The organism is Acinetobacter sp. YH12041 (assembly GCF_013419975.1).
Taxonomy (GTDB): domain Bacteria; phylum Pseudomonadota; class Gammaproteobacteria; order Pseudomonadales; family Moraxellaceae; genus Acinetobacter.
In genome coordinates this window covers 80286-99569 of the sequence record NZ_VOZC01000003.1, presented here as the reverse complement: position 1 = coordinate 99569, position 19284 = coordinate 80286, and the positions used below count along the sequence as shown (strand labels likewise).

Here is a 19284-nt window from a genome sequence, read left to right as displayed (position 1 = left end):
AACCACGCCGTAGCGTGGTTTTTTGACTGAGGTCAATTATTTGACATGGAGCTTGTTAAATAGCGCCTGACTTGTGCTTTCCATAGATTGTGGAATCGCTAAGGCTGCCACGAAGCGGTCTGGACGCAGGATGACGATAGAGTCCTTGGTCTTGCCGAACCAGGTACGAATGTCCGTACCAATATCACCAATGGTGATCACATCTTTGTATTTCTTGCGCTGTTGGTTGGACAATTGAACCGCAGGAATGACTTGGATAAATTTCACACCCAATCTTTTCCACTGTTGTATCGTTTCTTTGCTTAAGCCCCATTTTGGATCCACACCCCAAGCAATGATGGCGAAGTCATTGCCAATCACTTCATCGAGTAATACAGTTTCACCAGACTCCAGTTTCACCTGCGGCTGAATAAACATCTTGCCGACTGGAGAGTCTTTTTGAGTATTGGCCAGCAGGGCACCATTATGATATTTCGGCATAGGCTTAAAGCGCATTTCCAGCAGGTACTGTTTGATTGGCTTGATATAGTTCAATGCATAAGCAATACCGTCACGAACAAAGCCTTGCCATTTTTTTGGTGGAGCAAGGACGTGGCCTGCCATGACTGAAAGATCGATCATCGCTTTGGCATGATCCTTACGTTCTACCTGGTAAGAGTCCAGTAATTCATGGCCTGCTTTACCCTGGATCACCAATGCAACTTTCCAGGCCAAGTTAAAGGCATCACGCATACCGCTGTTATAGCCTTGGCCTTGCCATACCGGCATGATGTGCGCAGCATCACCAGCGAGCAGAATGCGGTCAGCACGGAATTTATCTGCAATACGTGCATTGTGGGTATAGACACGTTGACGAATCACTTCAATACCGTCGGTATTTGGTAAAACTTTAGACAACAGTTTGGCAATATTTTCCGGTTTGCTGAGTTCTTCCTGAGTTTCGCCTGGCATGACCATGAATTCGAAGCGGCGAATGCCATGCGGCAAGGCAGCCGATACATAAGGACGTACGGGGTCACAGCATAGATAAATATGTGGGGTTGCCAATGGGTCATTATCGATATCAATCACGATCCACTGATTTGGTGCAGTTTCACCTTCAAATGGAATATTCAGCGTACGGCGTACATAAGAGTTACCACCATCACAGGCAATCAGGTATTGGGCATGTATAACTTCTGCGCCACCGTCTTTAGTCTGAACATTTAAAGTTACACCCTCAGCATCCTGGCTGAAATGCGTCAGATGGCGAGAGAACAGTACTTCAGTTTTCTTATATTGTTTGAGGCCTTCTAGCAGAACATTATCTACTTGAGGTTGAATGAAAGCATTACGGCGGGAGAAACCAAATTCACGAGTTAGTGGCTGAATGTCTGCGAAGCAACGGCCTTTGGGTGTCAGGAAGCGCATGGCATGGTTAGGGGTCGTATGCGGCAAGACCTGATCAACCAGTCCCAAAGATTGAATGGTACGCAAGGATTCATCATCAATGCCGATGGCACGCGGGTAATCGATCAGACTATCTAGCTGTTCAACTACGGTGACTTGTATACCCTGTTTGCTTAAATAGTTGGCAATCGTTAAACCTACCGGGCCAGCCCCCAAAATCGCCACTTCAGTGGTGTAATTTGTATTGCTCATAGCGAATGTCCATTCAATTAATTCAGGATTGAGACTATTAAGGAACAATCAATGGCGCTAAACAAGCTAGTCCATAATAGGTTATGTCTATCAAAAATATTTAGTTGAAAAGATTTTAATTTTAATAAGTTATTGATAATAAATGATAATATTTAAATTTATTCATAAGATGAATGAATCCTATGATCATTTTTGGCTATAGTGAACAGCCTATAACATATAAAAAAGCTGAATCACGCAGTTGCATGATTCAGCCTCAGTCTACATCCGGCAGCATAGGTTGAACCTACTGGAGATTTACTGTACGAGATGTTGCTTTAAACCTGATTAACGAGTCGATGTCGACTTAGTCGTTTTTTTACCATCTTTGTCTTCTGTAGCAGCTTCAGACGCAGCAGGCTGGTCAGCAGGTCCAGCCGTGGTTACATTTGGATTTGGATTATTCGTTGCAGGAAGTTCCTGAGTTGTCACAGTGACTTTCTGTTCCTCAGTGGTCTTCGTGTCAGTGGTATTGTTTGCTGCAAAACTGGTAGCTGCGGCTGCAGTAAGTGTTGTTGCAAGTAAGATTTGTGCATATTTCATGTTGAGCATCCTTTTTATTACATTTATAAACTGCCGAATGACCATCACATCAATCCCGCAGGAATTCATCCTAAGCATGAAAATTTTATGGAGCAAAGCAATTAACAAAAGCCGCACGAAGCTGTTAACCAAGCAAATACAATCATTGGAAATTTGTTTTCTTCTGTTAAATGTATAGGAGATTGTTAGCTGGAAATGTGTGTAAATATTTCAAATATAGCGTTTAAGTGAACTAGTTAACGTTAAAAAGTACTTATTACAGGCTGCTATTTTTATTTACACTGAGTTAAATAGAATCTAATCATCCAAGAATGAACATTTTTGCAAGAGTCCAGTGTTCTATAATAGTCAGGTTTACTACTTCTAATTCTACCTTTGAGAATCAATTTTGAAAGTTCTTGCCGCTCAGCAGCCTATTCCTGTACACATCATTTCCGGATTCTTGGGTGCCGGTAAAACCACTTTATTAAAATATTTACTGAGCCAGAAACCGGAGCAGGAAGTCTGGGCTGTGCTGATGAATGAATTTGGTCAGATTGGCGTCGACCAGCAATTATTGCCTCAGGATCAGGGCTATGCAGTAAAAGAATTGCTCGGCGGCTGTTTATGTTGTAGCAGTCAGTTGCCAATGCAGATTGCGTTGTCCCGGCTATTGTCAGAAACTAAACCGGACCGGCTATTTATTGAACCTACAGGACTCGGACATCCCGGGCAATTGCTGGAACAGCTCACCGAACCGCATTGGCAGAGTCATTTGAAAATGCAGGCTTTGGTCACGGTAGTCGATGGTTCACGTTTACATGATCGGGACTGGACGCATCAAAACCTGTATGCGGATCAGCTGAAAGTTGCCAATATCGTGGTCATTTCCCATGCTGACTTGATGACTGAAACTGATCATGCTGCTTTAACTGAACTCAAGGCTGAGTATCAGCCATATGCCCAGCACTGGCTGATGATAGAAAACGGACAGCTGGATATTGAGCAAATCAAACAGGATTATCAGGGTACTCCACGGCAGATCCAGCCACTGCTCAAGCAACAGCGCCAAGTGTTGGGAGAGGTGCCAGCTATCGTACATCAGTTGCCTTATCATTATGTAGAAAGTGCACAAGGCTATCAGGTGGCAGGTTGGAAATTGCCAAAACGCTGGCAATTTGATTTTTATGATCTGCTGGATTTGCTTTGTGAGCAGCAGGACTGGCTCAGAATCAAAGGGATTTTTAATACCAATCAGGGCTGGAAAAGCTTTAATTTCAATCCTGATCAGTTTAATTATCAGTCTGCCGAAGAAGGCATTGATAACCGGGTAGAAGTGATTTACCAGACCTCACGTGACTGGCTGGAATTTGAAACCGCCTTAATGCAATGCCGGATTGATCAGGAAAAATAGCTTCAAATCTGCGCAGAGAAAATAGCTGGATAAGACGAAATCTGTCCAGCAAAAATGCAATAAATCTTATATGCTAGGCGCCAAATTTGAGGATTATGTTATGGCGTTAAAAGCGACAATTTATAAGGCAGATTTGAATGTTGCCGATATGGATACCCATCGTTATGAAGACTATCAGTTGACGATGGCGCTGCATCCTTCGGAAACCATTGAACGTCTGATGGTACGTATTCTGGCTTATGCACGTTTTGCTGGCGAGGCACTTGAATTTACCAAAGACCTGTTTGAGACTGATGAGCCAGCGTTGTGGGAAAAAGACCTGACTGGCCAATTATTGAAATGGATCGAAGTGGGTTGTCCTGACGAAGATAAAGTCAAGAAAGCCAGTGCGCGTTGCAAGCAGGTCGCAGTAGTTGCTTATGGTTCTTCAGTTGATGAATGGTATAAACGTAATTCCAAATTGAAAACTTTATCAAATGTTGAGGTCTGGAAAATTTCAACCGCCAGCACTGAAGCGGTACAACAGTTATGTGAACGTACCATGCAGCTGCAACTAAATATCATGGATGGTGAATGGACCCTGATCGGTGATCAGGCCCAAGCTGTAATTGAATGGGAAAAGTTACAATAACAACTCACAAGGATGCAAGTTTCGACTTGTATCCTCGCCCCAATATTTCGTATATCTGGAGACAATAATAAGGTCCAGGGACGAAGCATGTATCATGAACTTTATGATTTGCTGTTAGCAGTCGTGATTGGTGCAGTTATTGGGGCAGAACGGGAATATCACAGTAAATCTGCCGGACTGCGCACCATGATCATGGTCAGTCTGAGTTCCTGTCTATTTACTATTATTTCCTTAAAAATCGGCGTCGCCAACCCCGACCGTCTGGCAGCCAATGTTTTAACCGGTCTGGGTTTTCTGGGAGCCGGAGTAATTTTAAAAGATGATAACCGGATTTCTGGTATTACCACTGCGACCACGATCTGGATGACTGCTGCACTGGGCATGGCAGTCGGTGCCGGCTATGAACTGTTAAGTGTCTGGGCAACGGTGATTGTGCTGGTGGTGCTGGTACTATTGGTCTATGTGCAACGTGGGATTGAGCATCTGAATCAAGAACGTAACTACGAAATTGTCTGTCCTTTTGAGCAGCATGAGCCGGATCATTATGAAAAACTGTTTAAACAATACAAATTAAAAGTCATTCATTCCAGCCAGCAAAAAATCGACCGACGGATCACAGGCCGCTGGATCCTGATGGGTTCGGCTAAAAATCACCAGAAATTAACCCAGTATTTATTACAGGATAACAAGATTCAGGAACTCAGCTTTTGATCCATTGGAGTGAAAGTCTGAGGAATTTGGCTTAATCGTGTTTATACTAGGGCTATTTGCAAAATGAAGGATATTGGTCATGACCAAAGAGCTAGAAATTATTGATTTGAAAGTGGGTGAAGGGAAAGAAGCGGTTAAGGGCGCGCTTATTACAACTCACTATACCGGCTGGCTAGAAGATGGCACCAAGTTTGATTCATCACTGGATCGTGGTAACTATTTTGAAACCGTGATTGGCACTGGCCGTGTGATCAAGGGCTGGGATCAAGGGATTATCGGTATGAAAGTAGGCGGTAAGCGTAAATTGATCGTGCCTGCTCACTTGGCTTATGGCGAACGTAAAATGGGTAATATTATCCCGGCCAATTCCAACCTGATTTTTGAAATCGAACTGTATGATGTTAAAACACGTGATTAATTTACTGCCATAAGCTTCATTCATTGTTATGAATGAATGCTGAACGGGTGAAGTCATAGCTAGATGGACTTCATCCGATGAACTACAAAAAAAGCTTTGCACTCTCTGTTATTCGACGTAGATTATAAGAAGAATAAAGCACTTTTCAGGAAAATACTGTCTTTGCAAAACATGATAAGGAATGTCTATTCTGTAATATTGATTTGGAGCATTAGCTGGGTCCTATTAGTGATGATTCCAGTTTTCGCCCAGGCATCTCTTGAATCTTCCTCTGTCACGCAGCACAGTCAACCGCATATTTCCGAAATTCACTTTACTGAAGATCATAGTAGCCAATTGCCCCAAAATTGGCAGTTTTATCCAAACCAGTTTATTACTGAACCAAGTTCCGTACTTACTCCGCAAGAGGTTCAATTACCCGCTTCATTTAAAGACCTGACCGGTTCAAATATTGGCTATGGAACCTTTATCGGACATTTCAAAATTCCATCAGAATTTATCGGACGTCGGATCGCTGTGCATATTCCGGCTGAATATGGTGCCTATCGAATCTATATCGATGGAAAATTTATTCTGCGGCATGGGGAAATTGCGAAAACAGCGGAAGAGCAGAGAAATGAAAGGGCTCCTCGAATCGGTTATTTTGTTCCTGAGAGTGAATATTTCACCATGAGTATTCAGGCCTCAAACTATACCCATCTGCATGGCGGGATTGAACAGCCTATACGCATTGGAACAGCCGGAACTATTAACCGTCAGTATCAGCAGCTTATGATGAGCATCAGTATAGTCTGTGGACTGGTGCTTGGGGTGGGTTTTTTTACGATTCTTTTTTCGATGTTCAGGGGTTCAACCGAACGCAATAGCAAAAGTATTTTTATCTTTGGCTTGTTCATTATTTTTCTGGCCCTGCATAACTTTTTTGCAGCGCCGTATGCCTATTCGATCGTGACTAAGCTCGGTTGGCTATGGGGAACACGCCTGGAATATCTGTTCACTTTCCTGGCGATTCTATTTTTCCTCAGTTATATGTACCTGTTTAATCAGCGCTATTTGCATCGATTCATTTATGGCGTTGCAGCAGGATTTTTACTACTGAACTGTGCCGTAACCCTGTTGACCGATCCGGAAACTTTTCAACGTCTGGCCTTGTATAGCGCGATTTTCGGGATAGTCGTGGTGGCCAATTTTATCTATGGCTTTTATCAGACTTTGCATCATAAAGACAATTATTCGCGCTTAACTCTCTATGCGGTCATTTTTCTATGTCTGACCTTTATAAATGACTATTTATTGCTGATCAATGTGATTGAAAGTGTGCATCTGTCTTTTATCTCGACCAGTCTGTATGCCGTGATCATTATGTTTCAGCAGTCGCAAAATTATGCCCATCAAACCTATGCGACAGAGCAGTTGAATATGAATCTGAAAGAGTTAAATAATTCACTCGATCAGAAAGTCAAAGCACGTACCGAGCAATTACGTGAACTGAATGCCAAACTCGAACATCAGGTGAATATTGATGCTTTGACGGGTGCCTTTAACCGCCGTGCTTTAAATGACCAAATCCAGCAGCAGTTTTTATACTGTCAGCAACATCCACACAGTACACTGATTTTTGCCATGCTCGATGTCGACTATTTTAAAAACTACAATGATTATTATGGGCACTTAAAAGGAGATGAAATTTTACAGAATCTGGTCAAGGTCATTCAGACGGTACTCCCCGAATCCGCGTATTTAGCCCGCTATGGTGGAGAAGAATTTGCGATTCTACTTACTGATGTACCTGTCCAGGCAGCATTTCAATCTCTGGAAAAAGTCTTAATCAAGATTCGCGAACAGCAATTTGAACATTTAAATCGCACAGATGATAAATCCTATGTCACGGTCAGTATGGGCATTTCCTGGATGGATCAAACACATCCATATCCAGATATTCATGCACTGATGAAAGCGGCAGATGTACAGTTATATGCGGCTAAGCAGGCAGGGCGAGATCAACTTAAAATGACATAAAAAAGTTTTAATTTTAAAAAGCGTATTTATATAAATGATAATTTTCTTCATTTTCCGATTGAGGATTCGGTGAGAAAAATCCATTTTTTTGATAATAACTTAAAGCCGTTTGAGTCGATTGGACTTTAATTTTATGGATATTTTTACGCACTAAGGATTTGTGCATCTGATCAAAAAGCTGGGTGCCAAACCCGAGTCGCTGGAAACGTGCAGCCACATAGTGCATCAGGATTTCTCCAGTGTCACTGACCAGCAAAAAGCCGACAATCTGATCATTTAAAATATACACCCAGCAGTCGTTATAAAGCATTTCCACAATTAACTGGGCGTGATTAAACTGCTCCAGCCAGCGCTGGATCACGCTGTCTTCACGTTGATGATCCAAAATACAGGATTGAATACTGTCGTGGATGACCTGAATTATTTGAGGTATATCTTGAATCTTCCCTTCACGAATCATAATTTTATTCATTTACTCGACCATAAAGAGGGACCTTTTATTTGAAGGAAAATGATCAGAAAAACAAATACCAATCGTGTAGCTTTTTGAGTGCATTTGCTAAAGAATCTAGAGTTGATGATCGATTCTGTAGTGATTTGTCTGATTTATTTATCCTGATCAATATTGGCCTCCTGGATTAAGTCTAATTTTAAAAAAGATTTTAGATCCTTATTTCAAATTGAATACTGGGAAATAAGGCTCAACCGAAGAAAAAATCCAAGAAGATCTAAAAAAATCCTTATGTTTGCTGTACAAAAAATAGACTTGTGTTAAGTTAAAAGAAGATCGCCAAATCAAGAATTGGCAGACCGTGATAAAAATAAAATTAACCACACGAGATGATCAATGATGCTTAAATTCCTGATTTTTTCATGTCTAGCCCTGATAATTTATGCGATGTGGTTTATCGGCATGAAAATCTATAAAACCCAGCGGTATGTAAAGAGTAAACGTGTCGAAAAAAAGGGTCCGATTTCCAGTAGTACTGAAGAGAGTCAACCTGAGTCTCAGGAAACCTTGCACGTGGTCGATGCCTATGAGCTGGAACTGTTTGATGATGTGGCGCAATTATTTTTCCAACATCAGGTTCAGATTCAGGATCGCAATGAAGCAGAGCAGTTACAGCAGGAACTGCTCCGTAAGATGCCGATGCATACCGGTACACAAATCCGTCAGATGGATTTAGGCGAATGGTCAATTTTCTGGAATTTTTATGACCAGTCACTGGAATATTATGTCGGCCGTTATGGGGTATTTTATGCCCATGTCGACCGTTTCGGCGAGGAACACCGTCAGGAAATCAGAACCGATATTCAACAGGCATATTATGCTTAAGCAGCTAAATGCTTAAATACTCTAGAGACTAAAATCAAGCTGCATTTTTGAGTTGATGTAATTCACTGAACTTAGCGAGCACTTCATCCCAGAGCTGTTCTGCGCCCTGACGGAAATAACCCATATGTCCAATGTGTTTGAGTCCATAATCGGTCGCCTGAATATCAATATAATGCAACGAGGCCTGACGGTAATGTTGCATAAAAGCCTGTCTGGATTCAGGTAAGGCCCAGGCATCATCAAGCGCGGCTACGGCATAAATAGGTGTTTTTACCGCGGCATAATGGGTATGCAGGTCTTTCAATTCAGGATCGGCAAAGAAATAGGTCGGATTTTTACACCATTTTCGCCACTGACGATAAACATCACGTGGCAAGTCAGCGCCCATATTTAAACGGCTCCATGGCAAATAGCCTGTCACTGCCACCATCGGTGGAAAAACAATATTCCAGATTACCTGAACCTTGATTCTTTCAGTTAAAGGCATATAACCATGCCAGCCAGCACCGGTGCCAAAGCAGTACATTGCTTCAATGCGATCATGATATTTGCTTAATCCCAAGGCCTGTCCGCCATAGGAATGGCCAATCATATAAACATCCAGACCGGTTTGGCTGAGATAATCAATCGCAGCGCTAAGATCATATTGTCCCCAGTCCAGATAGGACATCTTAAAATTCTTTAACCGTTTAGGTGCAGAATCAGCCACCCCGCGATAATCAAAAGTCAGTACCTGAAAACCTGCATGTGCTGCATAATCGGCAAAGCGCCGGTAAAAAGCTTGGGGAACACCTGTCGCACAGGCGATGACAATATTGGCTTTGGCATATTCACTGCGGTAAAGCTTGCCGGTTAAGGTATAGCCATCTTCTGCCAGAAACTGCACGGTTTCAACCTGAACTTTTCCTTGTTGCATACTGGATATCCTTATACGTGGATTGAATCAGGGGAGGTGAATCTATATTATTTTTAATCTGATCTAAGCCATGATGTCAAAACTCACGAGTCGTAAATGACATCTATGCTTACCTATATGGCATGTAATCGCCTCATACAAAAGGAAGGGCTGCCTCATGCTGATTGATTTTCATCAGGCACAATTACAGAAATTTATGGCTTTAGCGACTCAGGTTGAAGCTGAACCGGAACACTATTTACTGTTTGATTCCGTTTCTGATTTTTATAAGGCCAGCTGGTTAAAGAAATTTCCTGCGGGTACGGTCTGGTATGCTTCCGGCCTAGATGATGGGGCAGAAGAATTTCATGCGGTCATTGAGTATCGTGAAGTTCAGCTTTTACTCAGCTGTGGACCCTGTATATCTGCAAAAATTGCCTGGAAACATTGACCTCAATGCCAATTTTTCTCAATAAAAAATAATGACAGCCGATGTAAAATTGACTTAAATAGCTTATCTTCTCTGTCAGATGATTCATTTGACTTAATTTGAGTCCATAACCCCTAATAAAAATAAGGAAAATAGATATGGCCCACCAGTTTACCGTAAATGCAATTATTCGCGGTGTTTCGATTGATGAGTTTAAACGTCTGGCAAATGACATCAGTTTGCATGAAGCGGTTTGTCATCGGATCCCTGCTCAAAATATGGAAATTCTGGTTTCAGAAAAGCAGGGACACCTGTATACCCTGAAACGTGCCTACAATCTGGATGTCAAAATCCCAGATATTGCCAAAAAACTGCTAAAAGATGCATTTCGCTTGCAACGTACCGATGTCAGCAATTTAGAAGAAATGACTTCTGTTGTGGAACTAGGTGCCAATCTGCCAATTGAAGCCAAATGTCAGCGTGCCGTTACAGGTGATGAACAGCAGATCCAGTTCCTGTTGAACTGGACGGTGAATGTGAAAGTGCCTTTGGTCGGTGGCATGCTAGAAAAACATGCCGAAGGTGAAATCCGTAAGTTCAGTGAAATCGAGATCAGCATCGTGGAAGATGAGCTACGCAAGAATCTGACAGCTTAAGCTCGTATTTTTACGATTAGAAAAAGAGCCTTTGAGTCAGGCTCTTTTTTATTTTAGGCTGTTTTTTCAAATTTGCTGCGGTAAAGCAGGGCAGTGAATAGGGTCACTAGACACACAGTCCAGATATAGTACAGGGCGCCAATATTGCTATACAGGCTCAACCATTGCACCAGTGGCAAGGTGATTCCACCTGCAATCGCATAGGCCAGATTATAGGAAAATGAAATTCCGCTGAAACGGATTTGTGCCGGGAACATTTTCACCATGCTATAGGACACCATGCCCACGGTTCCTGAGCTTAGACCGAGCAACATGTAAAGCATGAACACCGTTGACGCTTCAACATGACCCAGACTGTGATAAAAAATCCCGGCCATTGCCGCTACAAATATAGAGCCAAGTAAAATTACCTTGCCTGCACCGAAACGGTCAGCCAGTACACCAGCGATAATGCAGCCGAGCATTTGCATCAGGATCGCAGCACTTTGCATCTTGAATGCATCAGCACGTTCGAAGCCAAAACTGGCCACCAGTAAATTCGGCATCGCCAGAATTAACACTACTACACAGCCGGTCAGGAACCAGGTAAATAACATCCCAATGCCTACAGCAGTTTTGTAGCTTAATAGTACCTGTTTGACTGGTAATTCTTTCGCCAGTTCTTTTTTCGCCTGCATGGCTTTAAAGACTGGAGTTTCTTTCAAATAACTGCGCAGGTACAGTGCCACAAAACCGAAAATCCCACCCAGAATGAAAGGAACGCGCCAAGCCCAGTCTTTGATTTCCGCTTCAGTGAACTGAAGTGAAATAAATAGCGACATTAGGGCACCAAGTAGAATCCCGAGCGATAGGCCGGCAGTCAGCAAACCATTGGCAATCCCAATTCGGCGTTCTGGCACATGCTCTGACACAAAGGTCCAGGCAGCCGGAATTTCACCGCCAATCGCAATACCTTGAATAACACGCATCAATAGCAGCAGTAATGGTGCAGCATAACCAATACTTTCAAAGGTTGGCATGATCCCGATCATGAGGGTCGGTAGCGCCATCAGCAAGATGGATAGACTGAATAGACGTTTACGACCGATCAGATCCCCAAAATGTGCCATCACCACACCACCGAGTGGGCGGAAGAAATAGCCTGCGGCAAAGATGCCATAGGTATTCAGCATGGCCCAAAATGGACTCAGGGTACTTGGAAAGAACAGTTCGGAAATTAGTTTGGCATAGAACACATAAATGACAAAATCATAGAATTCCAGTGCGCCACCTAGGGACGATAGTCCGAGGGTGCGTTTATCAGCACGGCTCAGATAGGGTTGTGCATTCATGTGGTCGTTCCATTATTTAATATCCATGACTTGAATGCTGATTTTAAAGAAGGGTTATTTTCTTGAATAATCAATCTTTCTTTGTTTAATCTAAACTAAAAGTTATTAAAATTTGAACGAACGAAATTATTTGGAATATTTTGATTAATTATTTTCCTGTTAAGTGAAGTTATTAAGGCAAAAATAAGCTGGATTTCGACATATTACTTAAAACCCAGCTTATCTTTTTTAGACGTATTTATTCATTTTAGTATGATGTTCATTCTGTAATTTTCCCTCTAAGATAGAGTTAAATGAAAAAAATACAGGAAAGCGCGATGACAAATACCTTGGCGGTGGCACAGCAAGGTGAGGCCATTTTAACCCTAATTGCCAGTCCGGTCACACAGGCTGAATTTGACAGTGACTGGTTGCGGCAATTTAACAGCGCCTTGATGGAGACCATGCAACAACGTCAGGGCGTGGGCATTGCAGCACCGCAAGTTTATGTGTCTAAACGCATTATTATTGTCGCATCACGGCCGAATTTACGTTATCCGGATGCGCCGTATATGGAAGCCGTGACCATGATCAATCCGGAGATTATCAGTACTTCAGCTACACAAGTATTGGGTGAGGAAGGCTGTTTAAGTGTGCCCGAGCAAAGAGGGAGGGTAGCTCGAGCAGAAGAGGTTGAGGTGCGTTATTTTACCTTAGAGGGAAATGAAATGGTTCAAGTGTTCAAAGGCTTTCCGGCACGAATTGTACAGCACGAAATTGACCACCTGAATGGAATTCTATTTGTAGAGAAGCTTGCAGAAGCATAATTACCAGGTCTGAATTGCAGTGCCATAAGCAAAGACTTCAACCATACCGCCTTGCATGCCAAGTTCAGTCGTACTGAGGCGGATTCCCATAATCTGGTCAGCACCCATTTTTTCTGCTTCCAGTTTTAATCGTACTATAGCTTCACGTCGTGCCCGTTCAACGACACTCTCATAACTGGTCAAACGGCCACCTAACATGTTTTGCACATTAGCAATCGCATATTTAAAGTAATCATGTGAAATCACCACATTGCTGCTGATCATATGGCCGGGGAATGTAGATTCGATGAAACGGCTATTATTGACCCGGATATAAGCCAAACGCTGTTCCTGTTCATCCAGATATTGCAGATGCTTGCGTTCGTTATAGCGACCAAAACCGAAACCCACACTGAACAGAATGGCAAAAATGACAATCTGTATAATCAATCCGTCCATGCATTAGTTCGCCTGTGGAAATGGATCAGGCAGTTTAGGCATGACGGGATCAACGATGACTGCTGTGCCATAAACAAACAGCTCAGAAGCACCTTGGGCAATATTTGAGGTAGAAAAACGGATACCTACAATCGCATTGGCACCCATACTGCGAGCTTTTTCAATCATTCGGTTCATGGCTTCCTGACGGGATTCTTCCAGTAATTCGGTATAAGCGGTCAACTCGCCACCGACAATATTTTTCAGGCCGGCCAGTAAATCACGTCCAACATGCTTACTGCGCACAGTACTGCCATAAACCACATCAATCTGTTGGCGAATGGTATGTCCCGGTACAGATTCCAGATTGCTGAGTAACATTCATATCCCTAAATTAGAAAAAATACTTTGATTATTATTACACTTAAAATAGATAGTTTAGTCATTATAAATTTCTTCAGATGACTCAGGCAGCTGGGGTAAATACTTTGTTTGGATCACCCCTTGAGCTGACCAATAGGGAAGTTCAAGTTCAGTAATACCTTCTGCATAAGAAGCCAATTCATACAATGGATAGACAAATACAATTCCATTGGCATTGAAATAGAAATTATCACTTACTTCAAATGCATTTTGCTCAATATGATGTTGTTCAAGCCACTCACGATTATGTTCGTAAAGTTCAGTTTTGAGTTTTTCTTTGCTTGCAGGTGCCAAAATATCATTCAGGCTTAAACGCTGCTTGGTATTGAGATCAAAAATAACGTAGTCACTATGATGCATACCATGTGCAGCGCCTGCTGGGTAATATTCGGAAAAGTATGTAAAGTTTGCGATATTGTAATGCTGACCGATATAACGTACAGCAGTGGTACTGTAGTTGGTTGATGGTATTTCAGGATCAAGAGTGACCTCTACAGCAGGTGATTTGTCGAAAGCCTCAGCATGGTCTTTTTGTAAACGCTCCAAAAAATATTGGTTTAACCAATTTACATTCGTTTTCACTGTTTGCAGATGATATTTAGTGCAACTGGCAAACTCATCCTCACTGGCTGGATGGCATACTTCATTTTTACTGAGCTGTACACGTTCAGTTTTAGCCTTAATCAACGGTAAGCTTTCTTTTTCAGCGACGGTTTCCGCTGTTGGTTCAGGTTTTGAATCTACTGTATTTTTTTGTTGGCATGCGGTTAAGAAAATTGAACTTACCAAGGCAGATAACAATATTTTTTTCATCGATTTACATTTTATAAAGTGTTAAGTCTCATCCAATTGAGTATACAGATTTCTTGATTCAATAAAATATATCGGCTATTGGACCAACGTATAAAAAAAGCCCACCGAAGTGAGCTTTTCTGAAAAAGAGATTAAGCTTATTTTGCCTGTTCGGCACGACGCTGTTCGGTCACAGACGGGCGATACGGTACGGTGTCTGAAGTGTTAACTTTCAAACCACCACCAAGACTCTTGTACAGCTCAACCTGGCTGTTCAGATTCGCCTGTTCAAGTAATAACAAACCTTGTTCTGCTGCATATGAAGCACGTTGTGCATCCAGTACAGTCAGATAGCTGTCAATACCGGCACGGAAACGTGCTAGAGACAGGCGGTAAGTCGTGTTGGTCGCATCAACCAGACGGCGTTGAGCAGCAATACGGTCACCAATATTCTGACGTACCGCCAGGGCATCATTCACTTCACGGAATGCAGTTTGAATGGATTTTTCATAATCTGACAGCGCAATTTGCTGATCTGTTTCAGAAATACGAATATTGGCCTGACGTGTACCCCAATCGAAAATTGGAATATCCAGACTTGGGCCTACAGACCACGCAAAACTGCCAGATTTAAACAGATCACCCAGATCCGCAGATGCAAAACCTGCAGAACCCGTCAGACTGATGGTTGGGTACAGACGTGCACGGGCAGCCCCAATATTGGCACCTGCCGCAGACAGACGGTATTCAGCTGCACGTACATCCGGACGGTTAATCAGCAGGTCACTTGGTAAGCCTGCACCTAGGGCCGCATTAGAGGTAATGCGGGTAACACGTTGTGCCGGTAACAGGTTGGCCGGTACGGGTTGACCTACAAGCAGATTTAACAAGTTTTGTGCCTGAGCCACCTGGGTGCGATAGTTGGCAACATCATTACGTGCAGTTTCAACAGAAATCTGTGCCTGACGTACTGGAAGTTCGCTATCGATTCCCACATCAAAACGTTTCTTGTTCAGGTTGTAAGATTCAAGCTGGGCTTTCAGCGTTTGCTCAGCCAGCGCCAGATTGGCATTGGCAAATGAGTAACTGAGCCATGCTTGAGCCACCTGACCAATCAGGGAAATCTGAGTCGCATCACGTGCACTTTGAGTCGCCAGATAAGTATCTAAAGCATTATCACGCAAGCTGCGCACACGACCCCAGAAATCCAGCTCAAATGCAGTTACGCCTAGACCGACATTATAAGTCGTCACAGCGCCACGGCTTTGCGGGTTGTTACTGCCAGTATCCTGACGTAACACGCTGCCGCTCGCACCAATGGTTGGCAGACGGTCATTTTCAGAAATCTGATAAGCCTGTTGGGCACGCTGAATGTTTAATGCGGCAGTACGCAAATCACGGTTATTGGTCAATGCCAGATCCAGTACCTGTAACAGGCGCTGGTCAGCAAAGAATTCTTTATAACCCTGTTCTGCTACAGAAGTACCTGAAGCATTGGTATAACTGCTTGGGATATTTGCCTCTGCAACGGGCTCTGGGCCACGCATGCTTTGACATGCAGTCAAAGCAAGCGCGAGGGCAGATACCGCAATGCTACGACCTGTAATAGACCATATATTTTGCATTACGACTTGTACTCCTGATTTTGTTGTTTTGGTTTGTATTTAAAGATACTTCGAATCCACACGTAGAATACAGGAATAAAGAAGATACCTAAAAGAGTCGAACTGATTACACCACCGAGGACACCGTAACCGACAGAGTGCTGGCTACCCGCACCGGCACCTGAAGCAAGTGCTAGTGGAAGTACACCAAAACCGAAGGCAAGGGTGGTCATGATAATTGGACGTAAACGCATTTTTGCCGCATGCAGGGTCGCATCAAACAACTCTTCACCCTGTTCCTGCAGCTCTTTGGCGAATTCCACAATCAAGATTGCATTTTTCGCAGAAAGACCAATTACGGCGATAATCGCTACCTGGAAGTAGATGTTATTCGACAGGTTCGGGTCTTTAAACAGAATCATACCGCCAAAGGTCAATAGTAATGCACCCACGATACCTAGTGGTACAACCAAAAGAACCGAGAATGGAATTGACCAGCTTTCATACAATGCAGCCAGACACAGGAACACGATCAACAGTGAAAGCGCGTACAAGAATGGTGCTTGTGCGCCAGACTCACGTTCTTCCAGAGACAGACCAGTCCATTCATAGTCGAAACCTTGCATGCCCATTTCAGGAAGCTTGGCAATGATTTCTTCCATTGCGCGCATTGCATCACCTGAGCTCACACCCGGTGCTGGTGTACCCTGAATGTTCATCGCAGATACGCCGTTATAGCGTTCCAGACGAGGCGAACCATAGGTCCATTCGCCGGTTGCGAATGCCGAGAACGGAACCATTTCGCCACGGTTGTTACGAACATACCACTGGTTCAGGTCTTCCGGCATCATACGAGAGCTGGCTTCACCCTGAACGTACACTTTTTTCACACGACCACGGTCAAGGAAGTCGTTAATGTACGAACCACCCCACGCCATGCTCATGGTGCTGTTAATTTCAGAAATGCTGACACCTAAAGCACCGGCTTGTGCATGATCGACAATCACACGGTACTGCGGGTTATCTTCCTGACCATTTGGACGAACACCTGCAAGACGTTTGTCTTGTGCAGCCAGACCCAGAACAGTATTACGCGCTGCTAAAAGTTGCTCATGGCTTTGACCACTTGCTGCTTTTAACTGCATATTAAAGCCGGCAGATACACCCAGTTCAGGCATTGCTGGCAATTGTAATGGCATGATGTAAGACGCATCTTTCACAATCATGTTCAGTGCCATACCACGCTGGATAATTGCACCGACCTGTGATTCTGGTGTGGTACGTTCAGACCAGTCTTTCAGTTTGATAAATGCCAGACCAGCGTTTTGACCTACACCTGTGAATGAGAAACCAGCCACACTGAAGACAGATTGGACATGATCTTTTTCATTTTCCAGGAAGTAGCCTGTCATGGTATTGATGACTTTATCGGTACGTTCCAAGGTTGCATTTGGTGGCAACTGTACCAGCGTCATCACGACACCTTGGTCCTCATCAGGTAAGAATGAAGAAGGCAGTTTCTGGAAGATCAGCACAATAATCCCGATCACCACCGCATAGATGATACCGGAGAAAATCTTGTGGTGGGTCATACGATTGACACCGCCCTGATATTTCACAGAAACACGGTCAAAGCTATGGTTAAACCAGCGGAAGAAACGCGCAGCCGGGTTGTTGCTTTGCGGCTTGTTCGGATCATGCTGTTTCAGAATGGTCGCACACAGGGCAGGGGTAAAGGTTAAGGCCACCACCAGAGACAGAACCATTGCTGTGACCAGCGTGATTGAGAACTGGCGATAGATAACCCCTGTAGAACCACCAAAGAATGCCATTGGTACGAATACTGCAGACAGTACAGAGGTAATACCAATCAGCGCACCAGAGATCTGTTTCATCGACTTTGCAGTCGCCGTCACAGGATCAAGATGCTCTTCAGCCATGACACGTTCAACGTTTTCGACCACAACGATCGCATCATCGACTAACAGACCAATTGCAAGAACCATCGCAAACATGGTCAAGGTATTGATCGAGAAGCCGAAGATATTAATGATTGCAAAAGTACCCAGTACAACTACTGGAACGGCCATGGTTGGAATAATCGTTGCACGCCAGTTCTGCAAGAACAGGAACATTACGATGAAGACCAGAATGACCGCTTCAATGAGAGTATGAACCACCGATTCAATCGATAACTGAATAAATGGTGTGGTATCAAATGCCAGGGTATCCACCATCCCTTGCGGATAGTTCGGACGTAACTGTTTTAGCCGTTCTTCAACTGCTTCAGCGGTATCCAGCGCATTGGCGCCAGTTGCAAGTTTAATCGCAACACCGCCAGCCGGTTTACCGTTGAATTTAGAATCAAACTGGTAGTTGTCTGCACCCAGTTCTACACGTGCGACATCGCCCAGACGGACTTGAGCACCTGAAGTGGTATTTTTCAAGAAGATGTTTTCGAACTGTTCAGGTGTTTGCAGCAGACTTTGCGCATTCACCGTCGCATTCAGCACCTGACCTTCAATCTGTGGCGCACCACCTAATTGACCGACAGCCACCTGAGCGTTCTGGGTACGGATTGCCTGAGCCACATCACTTGGAGTCACTTGCAGACTAGCCATTTTGGCTGGATCCAGCCAGATACGCATTGCATAAGAACCACCAAAGACCTGAACTTCACCAACCCCGGCCACACGGCTTAAAGGTTCAGAAATGTTTGAGTTCACATAGTCTTTAATGTCATCTGCAGTCAGGCTGCCATCAGGCGAATAGAAAGCTAATACCTGAAGGAAGCTGGCACCAGATTTGGTCACACGTACACCCTGACGTTGTACATCATCAGGTAAAAGTGCAGTCGCAGACTGTAACTTGTTTTGTACCTGAACCTGAGCAATATCAGGATCGACACCTTGTTCAAAGTTTAAGGCGATGGATGCCTGACCGTTACCGGCACTGTTCGAAGAAATATAACGCAAGCCATCCAGACCGTTCATCTGCTGCTCGATGATCTGCGTTACTGTATTTTCTACAGTCGCTGCAGATGCACCCGGATAAGTTGCAGAAATGGTGACTGTTGGTGGCGCGATCGTCGGATACTGGGCAATTGGCATTTTGCTGATGGTTAAAATACCCGCCAGCATAATTACCAATGCAATCACCCATGCAAAAATCGGGCGATGGATAAAGAATTGAGCCATGA

Annotated in this window: 19 protein-coding genes; 9 read left to right on the top strand and 10 right to left on the bottom strand. The window is 43.6% G+C overall.

Going from position 1 to position 19284, the window contains the following annotated elements; genetic code table 11:
* Positions 1–36 precede the first annotated feature (36 nt).
* Positions 37–1641: a bifunctional 3-(3-hydroxy-phenyl)propionate/3-hydroxycinnamic acid hydroxylase gene (locus tag FTU00_RS03880; protein ID WP_180179125.1), complete on the bottom strand. Its 1605-nt coding sequence runs from the start codon at positions 1639–1641 to the stop codon at positions 37–39.
* Positions 1642–1968: 327 nt separating this feature from the next.
* Entirely contained in the window at positions 1969–2223 is a 255-nt protein-coding gene (locus FTU00_RS03875; protein WP_034170131.1) for a hypothetical protein, read from the bottom strand.
* Positions 2224–2611: 388 nt separating this feature from the next.
* Between FTU00_RS03875 and FTU00_RS03870 the strand changes: the two genes are divergently transcribed.
* The 5 genes from FTU00_RS03870 to FTU00_RS03850 all read left to right on the top strand — a co-directional run bounded on the left by FTU00_RS03870 (position 2612) and on the right by FTU00_RS03850 (position 7395).
* A complete protein-coding gene (locus tag FTU00_RS03870) occupies positions 2612–3616 on the top strand; it encodes a GTP-binding protein (RefSeq protein ID WP_180179124.1) in 1005 nt (334 codons plus the stop codon).
* 100 nt (positions 3617–3716) lie between these two features.
* Positions 3717–4247 (top strand): YaeQ family protein, encoded by a 531-nt coding sequence (locus tag FTU00_RS03865; protein ID WP_180179123.1) that lies wholly within the window; start codon positions 3717–3719, stop codon positions 4245–4247.
* Between the two features lie 87 nt (positions 4248–4334).
* Positions 4335–4958: an MgtC/SapB family protein gene (locus FTU00_RS03860; RefSeq protein ID WP_004784935.1), complete on the top strand. Its 624-nt coding sequence runs from the start codon at positions 4335–4337 to the stop codon at positions 4956–4958.
* Between the two features lie 79 nt (positions 4959–5037).
* The gene (locus FTU00_RS03855; protein ID WP_159123393.1) at positions 5038–5376 is read left to right on the top strand and encodes an FKBP-type peptidyl-prolyl cis-trans isomerase; all 339 of its coding nucleotides are present in this window, start codon (positions 5038–5040) and stop codon (positions 5374–5376) included.
* Positions 5377–5607: 231 nt separating this feature from the next.
* Complete coding sequence (locus FTU00_RS03850) at positions 5608–7395, top strand: GGDEF domain-containing protein (RefSeq protein ID WP_257229782.1); 1788 nt, start codon at positions 5608–5610, stop codon at positions 7393–7395.
* Between the two features lie 13 nt (positions 7396–7408).
* Here the strand turns inward: FTU00_RS03850 and FTU00_RS03845 are convergent, their stop codons facing one another.
* The gene (locus tag FTU00_RS03845; protein ID WP_180002160.1) at positions 7409–7855 is read right to left on the bottom strand and encodes a GNAT family N-acetyltransferase; all 447 of its coding nucleotides are present in this window, start codon (positions 7853–7855) and stop codon (positions 7409–7411) included.
* Between the two features lie 390 nt (positions 7856–8245).
* On the opposite strand from FTU00_RS03845, the gene FTU00_RS03840 reads away from it, so the two are divergent.
* Entirely contained in the window at positions 8246–8731 is a 486-nt protein-coding gene (locus FTU00_RS03840; RefSeq protein WP_180179133.1) for a hypothetical protein, read from the top strand.
* A 34-nt stretch (positions 8732–8765) separates the two neighbouring features.
* Here FTU00_RS03840 and FTU00_RS03835 read toward each other — a convergent pair whose 3' ends face one another.
* Entirely contained in the window at positions 8766–9647 is an 882-nt protein-coding gene (locus FTU00_RS03835; RefSeq protein ID WP_180179121.1) for an alpha/beta fold hydrolase, read from the bottom strand.
* Positions 9648–9804: 157 nt separating this feature from the next.
* Between FTU00_RS03835 and FTU00_RS03830 the strand changes: the two genes are divergently transcribed.
* Complete coding sequence (locus FTU00_RS03830) at positions 9805–10077, top strand: hypothetical protein (protein WP_180179120.1); 273 nt, start codon at positions 9805–9807, stop codon at positions 10075–10077.
* A 137-nt stretch (positions 10078–10214) separates the two neighbouring features.
* A complete protein-coding gene (locus FTU00_RS03825; RefSeq protein WP_180159243.1) occupies positions 10215–10712 on the top strand; it encodes a DUF2505 family protein in 498 nt (165 codons plus the stop codon).
* 53 nt (positions 10713–10765) lie between these two features.
* On the opposite strand, the gene FTU00_RS03820 is transcribed toward FTU00_RS03825, so the two are convergent.
* Positions 10766–12043 carry an MFS transporter gene (locus FTU00_RS03820; protein ID WP_180179119.1) on the bottom strand — a complete coding sequence of 426 codons (1278 nt, stop codon included), beginning with the start codon at positions 12041–12043 and terminating at the stop codon, positions 10766–10768.
* A 317-nt stretch (positions 12044–12360) separates the two neighbouring features.
* Between FTU00_RS03820 and def the strand changes: the two genes are divergently transcribed.
* Positions 12361–12849, top strand: a complete 489-nt coding sequence (gene def, locus FTU00_RS03815) for a peptide deformylase (protein WP_179992623.1) — start codon at positions 12361–12363, stop codon at positions 12847–12849.
* Here def and FTU00_RS03810 read toward each other — a convergent pair whose 3' ends face one another.
* From FTU00_RS03810 to FTU00_RS03790, 5 genes are all read right to left on the bottom strand, one after another.
* Positions 12850–13287 carry a YbjQ family protein gene (locus tag FTU00_RS03810; protein WP_180179118.1) on the bottom strand — a complete coding sequence of 146 codons (438 nt, stop codon included), beginning with the start codon at positions 13285–13287 and terminating at the stop codon, positions 12850–12852.
* 3 nt (positions 13288–13290) lie between these two features.
* Positions 13291–13647 (bottom strand): YbjQ family protein, encoded by a 357-nt coding sequence (locus FTU00_RS03805; protein WP_103799673.1) that lies wholly within the window; start codon positions 13645–13647, stop codon positions 13291–13293.
* 57 nt (positions 13648–13704) lie between these two features.
* Complete coding sequence (locus tag FTU00_RS03800; protein ID WP_180179117.1) at positions 13705–14502, bottom strand: RsiV family protein; 798 nt, start codon at positions 14500–14502, stop codon at positions 13705–13707.
* A 137-nt stretch (positions 14503–14639) separates the two neighbouring features.
* A complete protein-coding gene (gene adeK, locus FTU00_RS03795) occupies positions 14640–16106 on the bottom strand; it encodes a multidrug efflux RND transporter AdeIJK outer membrane channel subunit AdeK (RefSeq protein WP_005236902.1) in 1467 nt (488 codons plus the stop codon).
* Entirely contained in the window at positions 16106–19282 is a 3177-nt protein-coding gene (locus FTU00_RS03790; protein WP_180179116.1) for an efflux RND transporter permease subunit, read from the bottom strand. The genes adeK and FTU00_RS03790 overlap by 1 nt, the downstream gene beginning before the upstream one ends.
* Between the last annotated feature and the right edge of the window lie 2 nt (positions 19283–19284).